The following is a 15,816-nucleotide window of genomic DNA, read 5'->3' as shown; positions in this document are numbered from 1 at the left end:
CCTGGAAGCTGTGCCCGCCGGGCCCCTTGAACCTGACGGAATAGCGCTTCGAGCCGACGCCGCCGACGACGATCTTCTCCACCTGCGGACTGTCGACGGTGATGAAGGCTGCGATCTTGTCGCGATACCGGCCCTTGCTGAAGAGATGGCGGACGCCGCGCAGGTCGCCGAGCCCTTCCTCGCCGACATCGCCCACGAACAGGATATCGTTGCGAGTCCGGACGCCGGCAGCGTCCATCGCGCGCACGAAGGCCAGGAGCACGGCCAGGCTGCGGGTGTCATCGCCGACGCCCGGGGCAAAGAGCTTCGTGCCCTCGCGGCGCACGGTGACATCGGTTCCCTCAGGGAAAACCGTATCGAGATGCGCGGCGACCACGATCAATCCGCCGTTGCCGGTGCCGCGCCGCAGGCCCATCACATTGCCGATCTCGTCCTGCTCGACATCCTCCAGGCCATGCGCCTGCAGCATCTCCAGATAGGCGGCGGCGCGCTTCTCCTCCTTGAAGGGGGGCGCGGGAATCTCGGTCAGCGTGATGATGTCGGCAATGGTGCGGTCATGCTCGGCCTCGAGCACCCTGACCGCCTCCTTGAAGGCCGGATGGTGGGTGATCGCGGCAATTTCAGAGGCGTGATCGCGCTGCACTGGCATTTCCTCATCATGCGGTCTTCATGACCTTCAGAACTGCGCCACGTCTGCCTTCAGCCTCGGTGCGGCGCAAGCGTTCTCCCCCGGGCGGCACGCGTGGCGCCATTGCGCCGGGCTCACGGCGCGCACGGGCTTTTGACGGTCAGGCCGGCCGGGAAGGGCGCACGACCAACTCAGCCATCAAGCAGGCGCGCGAAAGAGCGGGCCTGCGGCAGCGCGATGGCATTGGCCTTGTCAGCCGGAGATTCGATGCCAAGACTGATCTGAATTGCTCTGACGGAGCTGTCCCATGTCACTCGTCTACAGGCCGGCCCGAGCGCAGGATTTGGCGACGGCCGATGCCCTCGTCGTTGCCAGCATCAATGATCTGACCACGCGCCATGGTTTCGGTCTGATGGCGACGTCGAGCGCTCCCAATTTTCAGCTGTTTTCACTCAAGGACGATCCCGACGGCCTATGGGTCGCGGAGGATGACGGTGAGCTCCTGGGGTTCGCCTGGAGTTGGGTGTGCGGGGATGTCTGGTTTCTGGCCCAGTTATTCGTTGATCCGGCCCAGCAGGGACGTGGCATCGGCAATGAATTGATGAAGTTGAGCCTGGAGCATGCCCGCAAATCAACTGCTGCTCACAAGGTTCTGATCACCTTTACCTTCAACAGGGTCTCGCAGGGGCTCTACATCCGGCATGGCCTCTTTCCAAGGATGCCGATCTATTTTCTCAGGGCGGCGCGGGAGCGGGTGATCGAGGGACTGCCGGAGCCTGCGTTGCAGAGCATCCCGATCGACGGCAGCGCCGCGACCCTGGAGAGACTGGCCGAGATCGATTCCCGCGCGATCGGCGTCTCGCGAGAGAAGCATCACCGCTACCTGCTCGATGACCCGGCCACCACGGGGGTCTTGTTCTGCGCCGGCAACGATTGTCTCGGCTACGGCTATGTCAGGTCCAGCGGGCATATCGGACCTCTCGCCGTCAGGGAGGTCGACGACCTCGGCGATGTCTTTGCGGCGGCATTGCGGATAGCGGCCGACAGGCGCTGCGAGACAATATCGGCATTCCTGCCTGGTACATGCGAAAGCGCGTTGAGCCTTGCCGTCCGTCAGGGCATGCACATCACCTTTCCCATGCTGCTGATGGCATCACAGGGCTATGGAACCTGGACGCGATACCTGCCGCGCAATCCGGGCTTCATGTGATCATGAGCACCTGCTTCTGATGACAGCGTTGGAACGGACTGATTCAACGGCCTGGGGGCGCGGCACAATGCGCGTCCCGGTGCCTATGAGCTATAGCGATCCGTCAAGCTGACGGCTGGACCGTTCGAAGACCGTGACCCCCGTCTGCGCGTCGACGCCTTCCAGGCTGACCTCATAGCCCCATAGCTCATGGATATGCCGCAGCGTCGCATCGCAGCCGGCGCTTTCCAACAGGATGCCGTCATTGACCTTGTGCTGCAGGCGCAGATGCCGCTGGCCGAGCAGGTCCACATCCACGACCTGGATGTCCGCATGGCTCGACGCGATGTCGTATTTCTGGGCCAGGGCCGTGCGTATGGATGCGTAACCGCGCTCATTATGGATCGAAGCCACGCTGTAGAACGAGTCGTTCGCCGCGTCGGAGAGCAAGAACAGCCGCCACTTCCGGATCAGGGTCGGGCTGAGATACTGGCGAATGAAGGATTCATCGCGGTGGTTGGCCCAGGCGTCGAGCAGGATCGTGCACCAGTCGCCGGTTCCCGCGATTTCGGGAAACCAGTCGCGATCTTCCGCGGTCGGCTCGGTCACGACACGCTGGATGTCCTGCATCATGTCCAGCCCCAGGGCATAAGGGTTGATGCCGGAAAAGCGGGGATCGTCGAAGGCAGGCTGGAAGACGACGTTCGAGTGGTTGCGCAGGATTTCCAGCATGGCGCCCTCGCTGATCCGGCCGCGGTCGAACAGTGCATTCATGATCGTATAATGCACGAAGGTCGCGCAGCCTTCGTTCATCACCTGCGTCTGCCGCTGGGGATAGAAATACTGCGCTATGACCCGGACGATCCTCAGGATCTCGCGCTGCCAGGGCTGGAGGATCAGGCTGTTCTTCTCCAGGAAATAGAGCAGGTTCTCCTCGGGGAGATTGAGCGCCCTTTTCCGTTCGGCGATCGAGGCCTCGCTCTCGTCGGGCTTGGCGTCGTCCGCCAAGCGCGGGACCGTGCGCCATAGGTCGTTATAGGAACGCTCTTCGTATTCCAGCCGCTCGCGAAGCCCCTCGCGGTGCCTGTCGGAGGAGAGCCGGGGAGGGCGGCGATAGCGGAACACGCCTTGTTCCATCAGCGCATGGGCGGCGTCGAGAATGGCCTCGATCGCCGCAACGCCATGCCTTTCCTCGCAGCGGGCGATGAAGCCCTTGGCGAAATCGAGATAGCCGAGAATCGCGCCGGCATCGGCCCATTGCTGGAACAGGTAGTTGTTCTTGAAGAAATGATTGTGGCCGAGGGCCGCATGCGCGGTCACCAGGGCCTGCAGGGCCATGGTGTTCTCTTCCATCAGATAGACGATGCAGGGATTGGAGTTGATCACCACTTCATAGGCGAGGCCGCGACCGGCCTTGCGATAGAGCAGTTCCTGGCGGAGGAAGTGCTTGCCGAATGACCAGTGGCGATACATCAGCGGCATGCCGATGGATGAATAGGCATCGAGCATCTGCTCTGAGGAGATGATCTCCATCTGCACCGGGTAGACATCGAGCCGGAGCTCTTCCTTCGCAACCGCCTCGATGACGTCGTAGGCATGCGACAAGGTCGCGAAGTTCCAGTCCGAGCCGGAGAACAGCAGATCGGATCGGGGCGTTTGCCTCGCCATCGGCGCTTCCCTCACTTGCGCAGCTGCGCCGGTTGGCGGGTGAAGAGATGCCGGAAGACCGGGTAGATGTCGGCGGCCCGAGCGATGCGGCTCATGCCAAAATTCGGCCATCTCTCCTTGACCGTGAGATAGGCGCGCCAGAGCGAAGTGCCGTTGTCCGTGGAGCCGAAGATCTCGCTCTCGCGTTCGTCGATGATCTCGACATAGGCAAAATACTGGCACAGGCGCATGATCTCGCCATCCATCAGTTTGAGGCAGCGCCTGGAGTCGGTCGCGAGGTTGTCGCCGTCCGACGCCTGGGCGGCGTAGATGTTCCACTGCCGGCTGGGATAGCGCTGCGCGATGATGCGCTGCATCTCCTCCAGCGCCGTGGAAACGACGGTGCCGCCGCTCTGCATGCTGAAGAAGAAGGTGTCCTCGTCCACCTCCTGCGCCACGTGGGTATGGCGGATGAAGACGATGTCCGTGCGGTCGTAGCGCCGCTTCAGGAACAGATGCAGCAGGACGAAGAAGCGCTTGGCCAGCTCCTTCTCGCGTTCTCCCATCGAGCCTGAGACGTCCATCAGGCAGAACATCACCGCGTTCGCGTTGGGCTGAGGCTGCGCGTCGAAGCGATTGAAGCGGATATCGACCGGGTCGACGAAGGAAATCACCCGGCGCCGGCGCTCCAGCCGGTCGAGTTCGGCGCGCAGGGCTGCGACGTCGGCCCGGGCGGCGCCTGGCTCGTCGGCCTCGATCCTGGCCAGTTCGCGCAGGATGGCCTCGATCTCCTCGCGCCTGGGCCGCTGGAGGGCGATGCGGCGGCCCTGGCTGTTTCGCATGGTGCGCGCGATGTTGATGTTCGTCGGCGAGCCGCTTGCCGAGAAGCCGGCCCGCCGCGGCTTGAAGGCGACGATCTCCTTGAGATTGAGCTTGACCATGTCGGGAAGTGCGAGATCCTCGAAGAACAGATCGAGCACCTCCTCGCGCGACAGCACGAAGCGGAAATCGTCCTCGGAATCCTCCAGGCCGGGCGACGATCCCGATCCGCCGCCCCGGCCMGGCTTCGGCATCCTGTCCCCCGGCGCGAAATGCCTGTTTCCGGGCAGGACATGCTGGCGCCGGCCGCTGTCCCCGGCATCGCGGAAGCGCGGCTCGCTCGTGCGCTTCGCCGGGAGCGAAACGGCGTGCGCCCCGTCTGCATCGGCGATCTTGCCGGCCCGGATCTGTTCCTGGACGCTGCGCTTCAGTTCCGCGCGGACGCGGTGCAGAAAGCGCTGGCGATTGCCCAGGCTCTTGTCCTTCGGGTTCAGGCGGCGGTCGATGAAAATCGGCATGGCACGCTCCGGCCGCGTTCAACCCGCCTTGTTCACACGCATGTACCAGTCCACCAGGCGCCGGACCTGGCGCTCGGTATAGCCACGCTCCACCATGCGCTGAACGAAGCCCTGGTGACGCTTCTCGGTCACGCTGTCCTGCTTCGAGCCGAAGCTGATGACGGGCAGCAGATCCTCGACCTGACCGAACATCCGCTTCTCGATCACCTGGCGCAGCTTCTCATAGCTGGTCCAGGACGGGTTGCGGCCATTGTTCCTGGACCGGGCGCGCAAGGTGAACTTCACGACCTCGTTGCGGAAGTCCTTGGGATTGGCGATGCCCGCCGGCTTTTCGATCTGCGACAATTCAGTGTCGAGGACCTGCCGGTTGAGCAGCTGGCCGGTATCGGGGTCCTTGTAGTCCTGATCCTCGACCCAGGCGTCGGCATAGGCGATGTAGCGGTCGAACAGGTTCTGGCCGTATTCGCCATAGGATTCCAGATAGGCTTTCTGGATCTCGTGGCCGATGAACTCGGCATAGCGCGTCGCGAGCTCCGACTTGATGAAGTCGAGATAGGCCGCTTCCGTCTCCTTGGGGAATTGCTCGCGCTTGATCGCGCCTTCCAGGATGTACATCAGGTGCACCGGGTCGGCGGCCAGTTCCCTGGTGTCGTAGTTGAAGGTCTGCGAGAGAATCTTGAAGGCAAAGCGCGTGCTGACGCCGGTCATGCCCTCGTCGACCCCGGCGGCGTCGCGATACTCCTGGATGGCCTTCGCCTTTGGCTCCACTTCCTTGAGGTTCTCGCCGTCATAGACGCGCATCTTTGTATAGAGCGGCGAGTTCTCGAACTCGGCCAGCCGCGTCGAGACCGAGAAGCGGCTGAGGATATCGAGCACTTCCGGCGTGCAGGGGCTGCCGGCCAGTTCACTCTCGCGCAGCAGTTTCTCGTAGATCTGCCGCTCTTCGGTGACGCGCAGGCAATAGGGCACCTTGACCACCAGGATGCGGTCGAGGAACGCCTCGTTGTTCTTGTTGTTCTTGAACTGGAGCCATTCGGACTCGTTGGAATGAGCCAGAACGATGCCCTGGTAGGGAAAGGCTCCGAAGTTCTCGGTGCCGTTGTAGCTGCCTTCCTGGGTCGCGGTCAGCAGGGGATGCAGCACCTTGATCGGCGCCTTGAACATCTCGACGAATTCGAGCAGCCCCTGCGTCGTCCGGTTCAGCCCGCCGCTGTAGGAATAGGCGTCCGGGTCCGACTGGCTGAAGTTTTCGAGCTGGCGGATGTCGACCTTGCCGACGAGCGTCGAGACATCCTGATTGTTCTCGTCGCCTGGTTCGCTTTTCGCGATGCCGACCTGCCGCAAGCGCGAGGGGTTCAGTTTGACGACGCTGAACCCAGAGATATCGCCCGAGAGCTCGTCGAGCCGCTTCGCCGCCCAGGGCGAGATCAGGCCGGTCAGTCGACGCCGCGCGATCCCGTACTTGTCCTCGAAGAGATCGCCCATCCGATCGGGACGGAACAGGCCCAGAGGCGATTCGAAGACCGGGCTGATCCGGTCCCCGACCTTGAGCGTGTAGAAGGGGCGCTCCTCCATCAGCTTCTTCAGTCGCTCGGCGAGGGAGGATTTGCCGCCGCCGACGGGGCCGAGCAGATAGAGGATCTGCTTGCGCTCCTCCAGGCCCTGCGATGCGTAGCGGAAATAGCCGGCGATCCTCTCGATCGTATCCTCCATGCCGAAGAAATCGGTAAAGGACGGGTAGAGCTTGACCGTCCGGTTGGAGAATATCCGGCCGAGGCGCTCGTCCTGGCTCGTATCGAAAAGCTTTGGCGCGCCGATCGCGTCGACCATCCGCTCAGGGGCGGAGGCATACATCGATTTGTCTTCGCGGCAGGCCAGCAGGTATTCCCGCAGGCTCATCTCCTCCTGCGAAAAGCTTCGATAATCCTCTGAAAATAAACGGAATACATCGCCGTCTCTCTCGATCATGGCAACCATCCCACGTCGTCGGAGGTTGTCGACAACAGCCCCCGAACATTCAACCGATGACGGTCTCGCAAGTTCCTGCCCCATGGCACTTTGATGCCAGGCGGAGGGCCTCGAACGGCGAGCGCGCCGCGCGGCCTGGTGCGGGTCGAGACCTCGGTCCTTTCGTTCGTCCGCCTGTTCTTCGGGCATCTCCCATGACGCCGAAGCCAACAGGCTCCAGTATGCGGGCGAAGTGCGTCCTGGTCAGCCCTCGCGCGCGAAATAGTGCATGAGCCGGATCGCCTCCGGCGTGCCCCAGTCCGCCGCGCCGGCGAGATGGCCGGCCGTCCTGCCCTCGGCATCGACGATATAGGTCATCGGCATCCCGTAGAGCTGGAATGGCGTCTGCACCTGCGATTTCGGACCCGAGGCGACGAGGCCGTCGCGGTCGATGAAGCTCGTAAAGCCGCGCAGTCCCAACCGGTCGATGAGCCGTTGGGCTTTGGCCGCGTCGCGGTCGATTGAGACGGGGACCACGGCGAAGCCGAGATCGCGTCTCTGCTGCAGGCGATGCAGGATCGGCAGCTCGCGAAGACAGGGTGGGCACCAACTCGCCCAGAAGGCCACGAGACAGGGGCGGCCCCGATAGCTGGCGAACGACCGGGTTCGGCCGTTGAAATCCGTGAGCGAGAGGGCCGAGACGTCCTCGCGCGGGTCGAGTTCGATGAATTGCCCGCCGGCTTCGGTCACGAAGGGCGGCGGAGCCGCCAGCGCCCGCGGCGGCAACAGCGAGATCGCCCCGGCCGATCCGCCCAGCAGCAAGCTGCCCAGCAGGACCTGGCGGCGATGCAGGATCGGGCTCGCGGGCCTGCTGTCCTGCCGGATGTCGTCTTGCGTCATAGCGATGCCTTGCTCTCTTGCCTGCGAAGCCCGAGAGGAAACTGAGCTTAAGCCTGGCTTAAGGCGCCCGCCCGATGCAGCCGGAACCGGCCCTCGGATCGGCCGGCCTTATCGCGCGAGAGCAGGAGCGCAATCGGATGAATGCAGTCAGCATCGGTCCCTTCGTCTTCGCGCCGGACCGCTTCGCCGCGATCCTCGCGATCGCGACCCTGCTGACGGCAGCAGCACTCCTGTCCAGGCGCCTTGACGCGCGCTTGAACGCATGGGCATCGTCGGCGGTCCTTGCCGCGATCGTCGCCGCCCGCCTCGGCCATGTCGCCCTGCATTGGCCGGGCTTTGCCGCGGAACCATGGCGCATGCTGGCGATCTGGCAAGGCGGGTTCTCGATCCCCGCCGGGCTGCTCGGGGTGGCGCTCGTCACCGCGATCTATGCTCGCTCGGTTCGCTTTGCCGCGGGCGCAGTCGGGGCGGTGCTGGTCGCCGGCCTCGTCGGACTGGTGACGCTGGGGCTGACGAAGGCGACCTATGGCCAGCAGGCGCCGGCAACCCGCATGGCCACCCTGGACGGCGCCCTCCGCTCGATCGGCGATTTCGAGGGCAAGCCGCTCGTCGTCAATCTCTGGGCGACGTGGTGCCCGCCCTGCCGCCGGGAGATGCCGATGCTGGCGCGCGAAGCGGCCGAGCGGGCGGATGTCGGCTTCCTCTTCGTGAACCAGGGCGAGAGCGCCGAGAAGATCCGGAGCTATCTCTTGGCCGACCGGCTGACGCTCGACCACGTCCTGCTCGATGCCGCAATGGCCCTCTCGCGCCATTACGCAGCGCCTGGCCTGCCGGTGACGCTGTTCCTGCGCCGCGACGGCACGCTCGCCTCGCTCCATACAGGCGAGATTTCGCGGGAGGCCCTGGCCGCCGGTATCGAGGGAATCTTGGCGGAGCCGCGCTGAGCGATCCCCCTCAGGCCGGTAGCACCACGGCTTTCGCACCCCGGGGGGCGCGTCTTGGGCTGACACAGTCCTGGGTTGTGAGAACCGCGCCGAGCGGCGATGGTGACCTGGACGGGAGACTGACACGGTTCAGGAACCCCGGAGCAGACGAGGGGATGGGTTTGGAGCGAAGCAATCGGCTGAGCACGGTGATTGTCGTGCCGTGGTACGAGGAAGCTGACTTCGCCGAATTGGTGCGGTTGGCATCCGACGAGCCGCGACTTCCGACAGACTTTGAAAGTTGGAAACGGGCAGCCACGGCAGCCACGGAACGTCTCCTCGCCAAGGGACACGCAATTCAACTGATCACCCTTCGGGCCGCAGATTATACCGCCTGGCTGGAGCAGACGGGTCGGTCGAATTCGCGCCAGGCACGATTGCGCTTCCTCATGGCCGAGGCCGCCAAGGCAGGGGGAGATGTTGCCATATTGCGTGGCAAGGCCGAGCAATCGCAGGACGCCTCGCGGTCGTACTAAGGCATCGGCTTTCCCCGAAAAGTGGATTGCGGTTTTCTGGGAAAGCCGATGCAAACACAAAGGGTTAGATCATTGGGCCGGATAGGATAGCCGGATCCAATGATCCAGCGTCGGAGCCCCGCGCCGGCATTTTCAGCCGGCCCGGCTTCGTCTCTCCAGGCGCCGCCAGCGAGACCGCGCTTTACTCCTTCAGATCAGACCTCAGCCTGTCGAGTATGCTCAGCGCATGGGTCGCATACTCGCCGATCCAGCGATCGTGGATCTGCTTGATCGGCATCGCGTTAAGGTGGTTCCAGCGTTCGCGGCCCTCGCGTCGAACGATGATGAGATCGGCCGCCTCCAGCACCTTCAGGTGCATCATGACCGTACACCGGTCCATGTCCGGAAACGCGTCGACCAGCATGCCGGTGGTGAACGGCTTTCCCTTCAGCAAATCGAGGATTTCGCGTCGCCGGGGATGGGCGAGCGCCTTGAAAACCAGGTCATCAAGCGAGTCTGTTGACATGTTATTTTTTTATAACATATGGTCGCATCTCGCAAGGGCAGAGGGTGACCATGACGCCGGAATTCAGAGTTTCCGCACGCATTTCGAAGCCGGTGGCCGAAGTCTTCGACGCTGTCGTCAACCCGAAGACGCTCTCGGGCTATTTCACCACCGTGGGCGGCGCCAGCGCCCCGTTGATACCGGGTTCGACGGTGGTCTGGTGGGGGGAGGTTCCCGTCGAAGTGGACGAGGTCGAGCCGTGCAGCCGCCTTGTGTTGCGATGGGACGGAGCCGGCGTCGAGGCCTCCTACAAGACGCGGATCGACATGAGTTTTGAGCCGCTCGAGGACGGAGCCACCTTGGTCACGATCGCGGAATYCGGGTGGCGCACGGACGCCAGGGCGGTCAGCCGATCCTATCTCAACTGCGCAGGCTGGTCGCAGATGCTCTGCTGCATGAAGGCCTATCTCGAATACGGCATCAATCTGAGGGAGGGCTATTACCGCAGCGAACTCAAGGGCGTGCCTGCAAGCGAAGACAATCTCTGATTTTTTCAACCTGGACCTGGAGGGATCTCATGACTGCCGCGATCAGAGGGGGGCTCAACATTGCGATGAAGATCCCCTCGCATCAGCACGCCGCAACGGTTGCTTTCTACCGGGACGTGATCGGTTTGAAACCCATTACGGCCAAGGCGCCGGCAATCGGCTTCGAGTTGGGGCCAAATCGGCTCTGGCTCGACGACGTACCGACAGTGAGCCAGGCCGAGATATGGCTCGAACTCTTCACGGATGATTTTCCGGGCGCCTCGGATCATCTCGCCAAGGCCGACGTGATCCGCTGCGACCCGATCGAGACGCTCGAGGCGCCTGGCGCAGCGTTCCGCGGGGGATGGATCATGAACCCCGCGAACATCGTTCACGTGGTGCGCGAGCCCGACGCCTGGTGAGTTCCCGTCGTCGTTTCCACTGCGCGACGGGCGCGGCGCCGTCGCCGGCACGGCATTGAATGCGGTGCGCGCGGTTCTGCAGGTATGAACCCAGTGATGTGGGTTTGCCGCCTTCGATAAGCGCTCAGCCCATTACCTCTGCCCCGATCGGGGGGCGGGCGGCTGAAGGGGATGGTCGAGAACAGCGCACGTGGCACCTGTAATTCTCCTGTTTGTCATCGCTCCCCTGATTGCCGAGTATCTTCTCGGAAATGTGCCGACGACGATGATTGCGCTGCTGCCCCCTTTGAGCCTGCTCTATGGCTCGGGGGCCGTGCTCATCCGTGAGGTGACCCGGCAGACAGGTCGCGGTTGGCCCACCGTCTTGATGCTTGCAACCGCCTATGGCGTCCTTGAAGAGGCGTTTGCCACCCAGTCGATCTTCAATCCGAATTTCGAGGGATTGAGGCTGCTCGATTATGGTTACGTGCCCGCACTGGGAATAAGCGGGCCGTGGACCGTCTTCACCGTCACGCTTCATGTCGTGTGGAGTATCGCAACGCCGATCGCATTGACCGAACTCCTGTTCCGCGARCGCCGAAACCATCCATGGCTGGGACGGCGTGGGCTGATAGTCGTCGGAGCCTTGTTCGTATTCGGCCTGATCCTGATCATGGCCTTCATGATCTGGAAGTCATCCTTTGTCGCAACGCCGCTCCAGTTCGGGGTCAGTGGCGCGATCGTGGTGGCGTTGGTCATTGCAGCGTTTCGGCTCTTTCCGCCACGGACCGAGGCTGAACTTCAACGACCCCCAGGCGCCCTCCGACGGGCACCGAAACCATGGTTGATCGGGGCGGTCGCCTTCATCACCGGCTATGGCTTCTACCTGCTTCACGATTCTGCGGCGGATTGGAGTATCCCCCCGATCGTGGAAGTCCTGTTGATCCTGGCTGCCGCTGGAGGCTCGATCGCCCTCATCACCTGGTCATCCGGGGCGGGGGACTGGTCTGACACGCACCGCTTTGCCTTGGTGGCTGGAAGCCTGCTGGTTTACTGCTGGTGGGGCTTCTCGATCGAAGCCGAACTCTATCCCGGCACACCGATTGCCGCGCGGATCATATTGGTCGCTGGCACATTCACGCTGTTGCTTGGTCTGGCAGCGAAGGTCGGTGCTCTCGGGGCGCGCGCGAATGATTGGATCGTCGCAGTGGCCTGCAAATGGAGGCGCCATTAGATCATCGGACCGGATATCGTATCCCGCCCAATGATATAACCCTTTGTTTTTGCATCGGCTTTCCCGATGGCCGCAATCCATTTTTCGGGCCGATGCTTGAGCCCGGTGTCCTGAGCGCCGCCGGTTTCGCCGGGTCGGGCCTTCCCAGCAGAGGAAACAGGCCTCCGATCTGAAGGTCTCCATCTCCGGGCGATGGCGGCGATCGTCGCCCCGCACATAAGGCCGCGACGACAAGCAATCCAACCGTCGCGGATGTCCGTAGAGCGACGGGTGCGCGGCCCATTACCGACATCCGTGACGCCAACGTCCGGGCCGGCTGATCGGGCAGCGACCCGACGGGCGAACCTGCGCCACAACTTGCGGTATCATGGCGCCTGACGAATCAGGCTTGGCCGCCCCGGCGATCGGTGGCTCAAGCCCTCCGGGCAAGCCGGAATTGGAATGGTCGATGACAAGCGTGCCCCCTGCCATCCCCCCCGTGGCTGCCGATGATCGGCATATGTTCGATCTCGCGCCGGTCTCGCTCTGGCTGGAGGATTACAGCGGCATCCAGGCGCTGTTTGCGGAATGGCGCACGCAGGGCGTCGACGATCTGCGCGCCTTCCTCGAAGCCGATATCGGGCGGGTCAAGGCCTGCTCCAGCCGCATCCRCCTGCTCAAGGTCAACCAGAAGACCCTGACCCTGTTCGGTGCCGACGATACCGCGCACCTGATGGCCAATCTCGACCAGGTCTTCCGGGCCGACATGCTGAAGAGCCATGTCGACGAGCTGGTCCAGCTCTGGGAGGGCAAGCTCGATTTCAGTAGCCGCACCGTCAATTACACGCTGTCGGGCGGCCGGCTCGACGTCCAGATCAACGGGCGCATCCTGCCGGGACATGAGGCGAGCTGGGACCGGGTGCTGGTCGCCATCGACGACATCACCGAGCGCGAGCAGGCGCGGCGCGAGCTGGTGGCGAGCGAGGCCTATGCGCGCGGCCTGTTCGACCATTCGCCGGTCTCGCTCTGGGTCGAGGATTTCCGCCATGTCAAAGCCCTGCTCGACGATCTGCGCGAGCAGGGCATCGAGGATCTGCGCGTCTTCACCGAGGTGCATCCCGAATTCATCGACCGCTGCATGCACGAGATCAGGGTGATCGACGTCAACAGGCACACGCTCGAGCTCTTCGCGGCGCGCGACAAGGCGCATCTGCTCGACAATCTCGACGAGGCTTTTCGCGGCGAGATGCGCGTCCCCTTCCGCGAGCAGCTCATCGATCTCTGGAACGGCAAGATCTTCCAGCAGCGCGAGGTGGTGAACTACAAGCTCGACGGCACTTTGCTTTACCTGCACCTGCAGTTCTCCGTGCTGCCGGGCCATGAACAGAGCTGGTCGCTGGTCCAGGTGGCGCTGACCGACATCACGGCAAGGCGCAAGGCCGAGGCCTATCTCGAATTCCTGGGCAAGCACGACGTGCTGACCAAGCTCTACAACCGCAGCTTCTATGTCGACGAGCTCAACCGTCTCGAACGCAAGCGCACGCAGCGCATCTCGCTGATGCTGGTCGATCTCAACGGCCTGAAACGCGTCAATGACGAGTGCGGCCATGGCGCCGGCGACGATCTGCTGCGCCGCGCCGGCGAGGTGCTCGCCAAGGCGGTGGACAAGCCGCTCTTCGCAGCACGGATCGGCGGCGACGAATTCGCCGTGGTGCTGCCGGGCGCCGGCACGGGCGAGGCGGGGCTGGTTCTGGCCAATGTCCAGCAGCTGATCGAGCTCAACAACCAGTTCCATGGCGACACGGCGCTCAGCCTGTCGCTGGGCATGGCCACCTCCGAGCCGGGCGAAACGATGGAGTCCCTGGTGAAACGGGCCGACCGGCTGATGTATGAGAACAAGCGCAGCTACTACGCCAGCAACGATCACGACCGTCGCCGGCCGGACACGTCCCCCGCGCCTTGACGCTGGGCGCTCCAAGCGCCGGGGCAGGGGCGATTGCGAAGGCCAAAACGACCGTGAAGGGGTGGGGGCTGCCGGCATGGCAGGCCTGGGTCGGGCCGAAGCTGCGAAACGCGGGCGCCGATCCTCAGGTTTTGGTGCGCGAGGACAGGCCGACGACGACCACGACCGTGATCATCAGGCAGCTCACGACGATCAGGGCCGTGGACAGGGAGACGGCTGTCATCACCGCGCTGGCCAGGATGACGCCGGTCGCGTTCGCGGTGCGAAGCAGCGCGAAGACCTCGGGCCGCTTCTTCGGAGGGGCGAGCGCGTCGAGAGCAAGCGAGTAATAGGTGCCGAGCGGGGCCAGAACCATTCCGACGAGGACCGCGCCAAGGACCGTGACCGCCAGCGAGATCTGGAGCGCGACGAGGATGGAGCCGACCGTCATGATCGTCAGCTGGATCAGGACAGCCCTGCGCGTCTGCATGCGGTTGCGAATGCTGACCCAGACACCGCCCGCCACCGAAGCCAGGCAAAGTGGCACCGTGAACAGGACCGCGAGCGTCGGTGCGTAGCCGAAATGCAGGGCGAGAGCGACAGCGCCGATCTCGATCGCCGCCACGGTCGATCCACCTGCGGCGGCGCACATCAGCCAGAGCAGGATCGCCGGGCTCACCACGGACGCATCGGGATGATGCGCGTCCTCCACTGCGGCTGCGGCGGTCGTCGGCACCAGCAGGGCTGGAATCGCCCCGAGCGCTGCGACAACCAGCACGGCGAAGACCGGCGAGACGCCGCCCAGCCCGGAGGCGGCCACGGGAGCCAGGACGAACGTCACCTCGTTGAGGGTCGCCGAGATGCCGAGCGCTCGCGGCAATTTCGCAGCCGGCGCCAGCGCGTTGAGCACCGTGCGCAGATAGCCGAAGGCAGCGCCGTTCACCGCCCCTGCCAGGGCTGAGAATGCGACGAGCCAGCCGAACGCGGCCCCGTGGTGAGCCAGCACTGCGATTGAGGCAAGCGCAAGGGTCCGGAAGACCACCAGCAGCCGCAGGAACGTCGTCGGCGGGAAGCGTCTGCCGACCCGGGTGATCGGGATCGCACCGACCACTTGCGCGAGCGTCATCGCCAGGATCATCGCTGCGCCGCCGCTCGTGTCTCCCGTCAGAGCCAGGGCGACGAGCGCGAAGGCGACCGGCCCTGCGGCCTGCGGGACAGAGAGCGTCGCCGATGAGATGAACCACCGGACAAGCAGGGCAGTGCTTGATGTCCAAGGTCTGGGTTTAGTCACGCACGGGAACCAAAAAACGGGCCGGGCCGGCCCCGGAGATTTTAATCCCGCAACAGGACTGAGGACGTTCCCTCGCCGGCCTGCGTAGCAATATTCGGCATGCTGTCAATCGAGCGGGAAGAGCCCGGCAGCCCCGCCGCGTTGATGGCCGACCCGCCGTCGGTCACCATCGCTTCGCCCACCCGCCGCCGAAATCTTCTGGATCGTCAAGAACGGGGTTCGGATGACCGGCATGCCGTCCTTCGCGGACAGCCATGGCGACGACGACCTGCGGGCCGCCGTTGCCTTCGTGCAGACGCTGCCGGGCATGACGGAGGAGCAATATGCCGCCTATGAGAAGGCGCAGTGAAGTTCCACTGGAACGTGATGATCTCAGCCCAAGCAGCCGGGATGACTCAGATATTGGCACGAACGCGGGAGTCCGCGCCGATGACAAGGTCCAAGCTGATCGCCTCGCATCGAGATGGATGATGCGCTCAGTCTCTCCGGGCAGAGGGATGTGTGGCACGGCGGGCGAGCGCTGTGCTAAGTTTGGCCCGTCGCGTGCAAGCGAGATGAGGCGCCGGCTCGTCCGGTGGGATCGCGGTCATCCCGCGGATGCCGAGCCCCACAATTCGTCACGCCGACCTGATCATGAGGCGCACTCCCACGTTTGGCCGACGGGAGGACAGACCGATGCGACACACCCTGACCGACAAGGCATTTGCGGTGGCCCTGGTCCTGGCCGCGACATCGCCAGCCTGGGCGCAGGATCAACGCCCCGGGTTCAGCCAATCCCTCACCTGCAGCTTCAGCCACGACCAGGGGGAAACGAGGATCACCCTGAGTGGCCGCTGCTCCGGCGCGCTTGA

The 15,816-nt window shown here is 63.9% G+C and carries 15 protein-coding genes; 8 read left to right on the top strand and 7 right to left on the bottom strand.

Going from position 1 to position 15,816, the window contains the following annotated elements; translation table 11 throughout:
• A partial coding sequence (locus AC1D34_RS20755; protein WP_476825202.1) for a M20/M25/M40 family metallo-hydrolase occupies window positions 1-643 on the bottom strand: 643 nt, incomplete at its 3' end.
• A 292-nt stretch (window positions 644-935) separates the two neighbouring features.
• On the opposite strand from AC1D34_RS20755, the gene AC1D34_RS20750 reads away from it, so the two are divergent.
• Window positions 936-1,838, top strand: coding sequence for a GNAT family N-acetyltransferase (locus AC1D34_RS20750; protein WP_476825201.1), 903 nt, complete (start codon window positions 936-938; stop codon window positions 1,836-1,838).
• 90 nt (window positions 1,839-1,928) lie between these two features.
• Here AC1D34_RS20750 and AC1D34_RS20745 read toward each other — a convergent pair whose 3' ends face one another.
• From AC1D34_RS20745 to AC1D34_RS20730, 4 genes are all read right to left on the bottom strand, one after another.
• On the bottom strand, window positions 1,929-3,485 hold the full coding sequence (locus tag AC1D34_RS20745; RefSeq protein ID WP_441493689.1) for a SpoVR family protein: 1,557 nt from the start codon (window positions 3,483-3,485) through the stop codon (window positions 1,929-1,931).
• A gap of 11 nt (window positions 3,486-3,496) precedes the next feature.
• Window positions 3,497-4,801 (bottom strand): YeaH/YhbH family protein, encoded by a 1,305-nt coding sequence (locus AC1D34_RS20740; RefSeq protein WP_476825200.1) that lies wholly within the window; start codon window positions 4,799-4,801, stop codon window positions 3,497-3,499.
• Between the two features lie 18 nt (window positions 4,802-4,819).
• Window positions 4,820-6,769, bottom strand: a complete 1,950-nt coding sequence (locus AC1D34_RS20735; protein ID WP_441493691.1) for a PrkA family serine protein kinase — start codon at window positions 6,767-6,769, stop codon at window positions 4,820-4,822.
• A 243-nt stretch (window positions 6,770-7,012) separates the two neighbouring features.
• Window positions 7,013-7,648: a TlpA family protein disulfide reductase gene (locus tag AC1D34_RS20730; RefSeq protein WP_441493692.1), complete on the bottom strand. Its 636-nt coding sequence runs from the start codon at window positions 7,646-7,648 to the stop codon at window positions 7,013-7,015.
• A gap of 137 nt (window positions 7,649-7,785) precedes the next feature.
• Between AC1D34_RS20730 and AC1D34_RS20725 the strand changes: the two genes are divergently transcribed.
• Window positions 7,786-8,592, top strand: a complete 807-nt coding sequence (locus tag AC1D34_RS20725; RefSeq protein ID WP_441493693.1) for a TlpA family protein disulfide reductase — start codon at window positions 7,786-7,788, stop codon at window positions 8,590-8,592.
• Between the two features lie 155 nt (window positions 8,593-8,747).
• Window positions 8,748-9,107 carry a hypothetical protein gene (locus AC1D34_RS20720; RefSeq protein WP_441493694.1) on the top strand — a complete coding sequence of 120 codons (360 nt, stop codon included), beginning with the start codon at window positions 8,748-8,750 and terminating at the stop codon, window positions 9,105-9,107.
• A gap of 181 nt (window positions 9,108-9,288) precedes the next feature.
• Here the strand turns inward: AC1D34_RS20720 and AC1D34_RS20715 are convergent, their stop codons facing one another.
• On the bottom strand, window positions 9,289-9,612 hold the full coding sequence (locus AC1D34_RS20715) for an ArsR/SmtB family transcription factor (protein ID WP_441493695.1): 324 nt from the start codon (window positions 9,610-9,612) through the stop codon (window positions 9,289-9,291).
• A gap of 50 nt (window positions 9,613-9,662) precedes the next feature.
• On the opposite strand from AC1D34_RS20715, the gene AC1D34_RS20710 reads away from it, so the two are divergent.
• The 4 genes from AC1D34_RS20710 (at window position 9,663) to AC1D34_RS20695 (ending at window position 13,695) form a co-directional block, all read left to right on the top strand.
• Complete coding sequence (locus tag AC1D34_RS20710) at window positions 9,663-10,139, top strand: SRPBCC domain-containing protein (protein ID WP_476825199.1); 477 nt, start codon at window positions 9,663-9,665, stop codon at window positions 10,137-10,139.
• 29 nt (window positions 10,140-10,168) lie between these two features.
• Window positions 10,169-10,540 (top strand): hypothetical protein, encoded by a 372-nt coding sequence (locus AC1D34_RS20705; protein ID WP_441493697.1) that lies wholly within the window; start codon window positions 10,169-10,171, stop codon window positions 10,538-10,540.
• A 190-nt stretch (window positions 10,541-10,730) separates the two neighbouring features.
• Window positions 10,731-11,753: a hypothetical protein gene (locus tag AC1D34_RS20700; RefSeq protein WP_441493698.1), complete on the top strand. Its 1,023-nt coding sequence runs from the start codon at window positions 10,731-10,733 to the stop codon at window positions 11,751-11,753.
• A 448-nt stretch (window positions 11,754-12,201) separates the two neighbouring features.
• Window positions 12,202-13,695: a sensor domain-containing diguanylate cyclase gene (locus AC1D34_RS20695; protein WP_476825198.1), complete on the top strand. Its 1,494-nt coding sequence runs from the start codon at window positions 12,202-12,204 to the stop codon at window positions 13,693-13,695.
• Window positions 13,696-13,819: 124 nt separating this feature from the next.
• Here AC1D34_RS20695 and AC1D34_RS20690 read toward each other — a convergent pair whose 3' ends face one another.
• Entirely contained in the window at window positions 13,820-14,965 is a 1,146-nt protein-coding gene (locus tag AC1D34_RS20690; protein ID WP_441493700.1) for an MFS transporter, read from the bottom strand.
• Window positions 14,966-15,158: 193 nt separating this feature from the next.
• Between AC1D34_RS20690 and AC1D34_RS20685 the strand changes: the two genes are divergently transcribed.
• Window positions 15,159-15,314 (top strand): c-type cytochrome, encoded by a 156-nt coding sequence (locus AC1D34_RS20685; RefSeq protein WP_441493704.1) that lies wholly within the window; start codon window positions 15,159-15,161, stop codon window positions 15,312-15,314.
• Window positions 15,315-15,816 lie beyond the last annotated feature (502 nt).

This window comes from Allobosea sp. P1_A7 (assembly GCF_056406775.1).
Note: the sequence above shows the minus strand (reverse complement) of the source record. Positions and strands in the feature narration are given on the sequence as shown.

What these genes read in the sequence shown, in the direction of transcription:
- AC1D34_RS20750 (WP_476825201.1), top strand. Translation starts at nt 936, where the DNA reads ATGTCACTCGTCTACAGGCCGGCCCGAGCGCAGGATTTGGCGACGGCC.
- AC1D34_RS20745 (WP_441493689.1), bottom strand. Translation starts at nt 3,485, where the DNA reads ATGGCGAGGCAAACGCCCCGATCCGATCTGCTGTTCTCCGGCTCGGAC.
- AC1D34_RS20735 (WP_441493691.1), bottom strand. Translation starts at nt 6,769, where the DNA reads ATGATCGAGAGAGACGGCGATGTATTCCGTTTATTTTCAGAGGATTAT.
- AC1D34_RS20730 (WP_441493692.1), bottom strand. Translation starts at nt 7,648, where the DNA reads ATGACGCAAGACGACATCCGGCAGGACAGCAGGCCCGCGAGCCCGATC.
- AC1D34_RS20725 (WP_441493693.1), top strand. Translation starts at nt 7,786, where the DNA reads ATGAATGCAGTCAGCATCGGTCCCTTCGTCTTCGCGCCGGACCGCTTC.
- AC1D34_RS20720 (WP_441493694.1), top strand. Translation starts at nt 8,748, where the DNA reads ATGGGTTTGGAGCGAAGCAATCGGCTGAGCACGGTGATTGTCGTGCCG.
- AC1D34_RS20715 (WP_441493695.1), bottom strand. Translation starts at nt 9,612, where the DNA reads ATGTCAACAGACTCGCTTGATGACCTGGTTTTCAAGGCGCTCGCCCAT.
- AC1D34_RS20705 (WP_441493697.1), top strand. Translation starts at nt 10,169, where the DNA reads ATGACTGCCGCGATCAGAGGGGGGCTCAACATTGCGATGAAGATCCCC.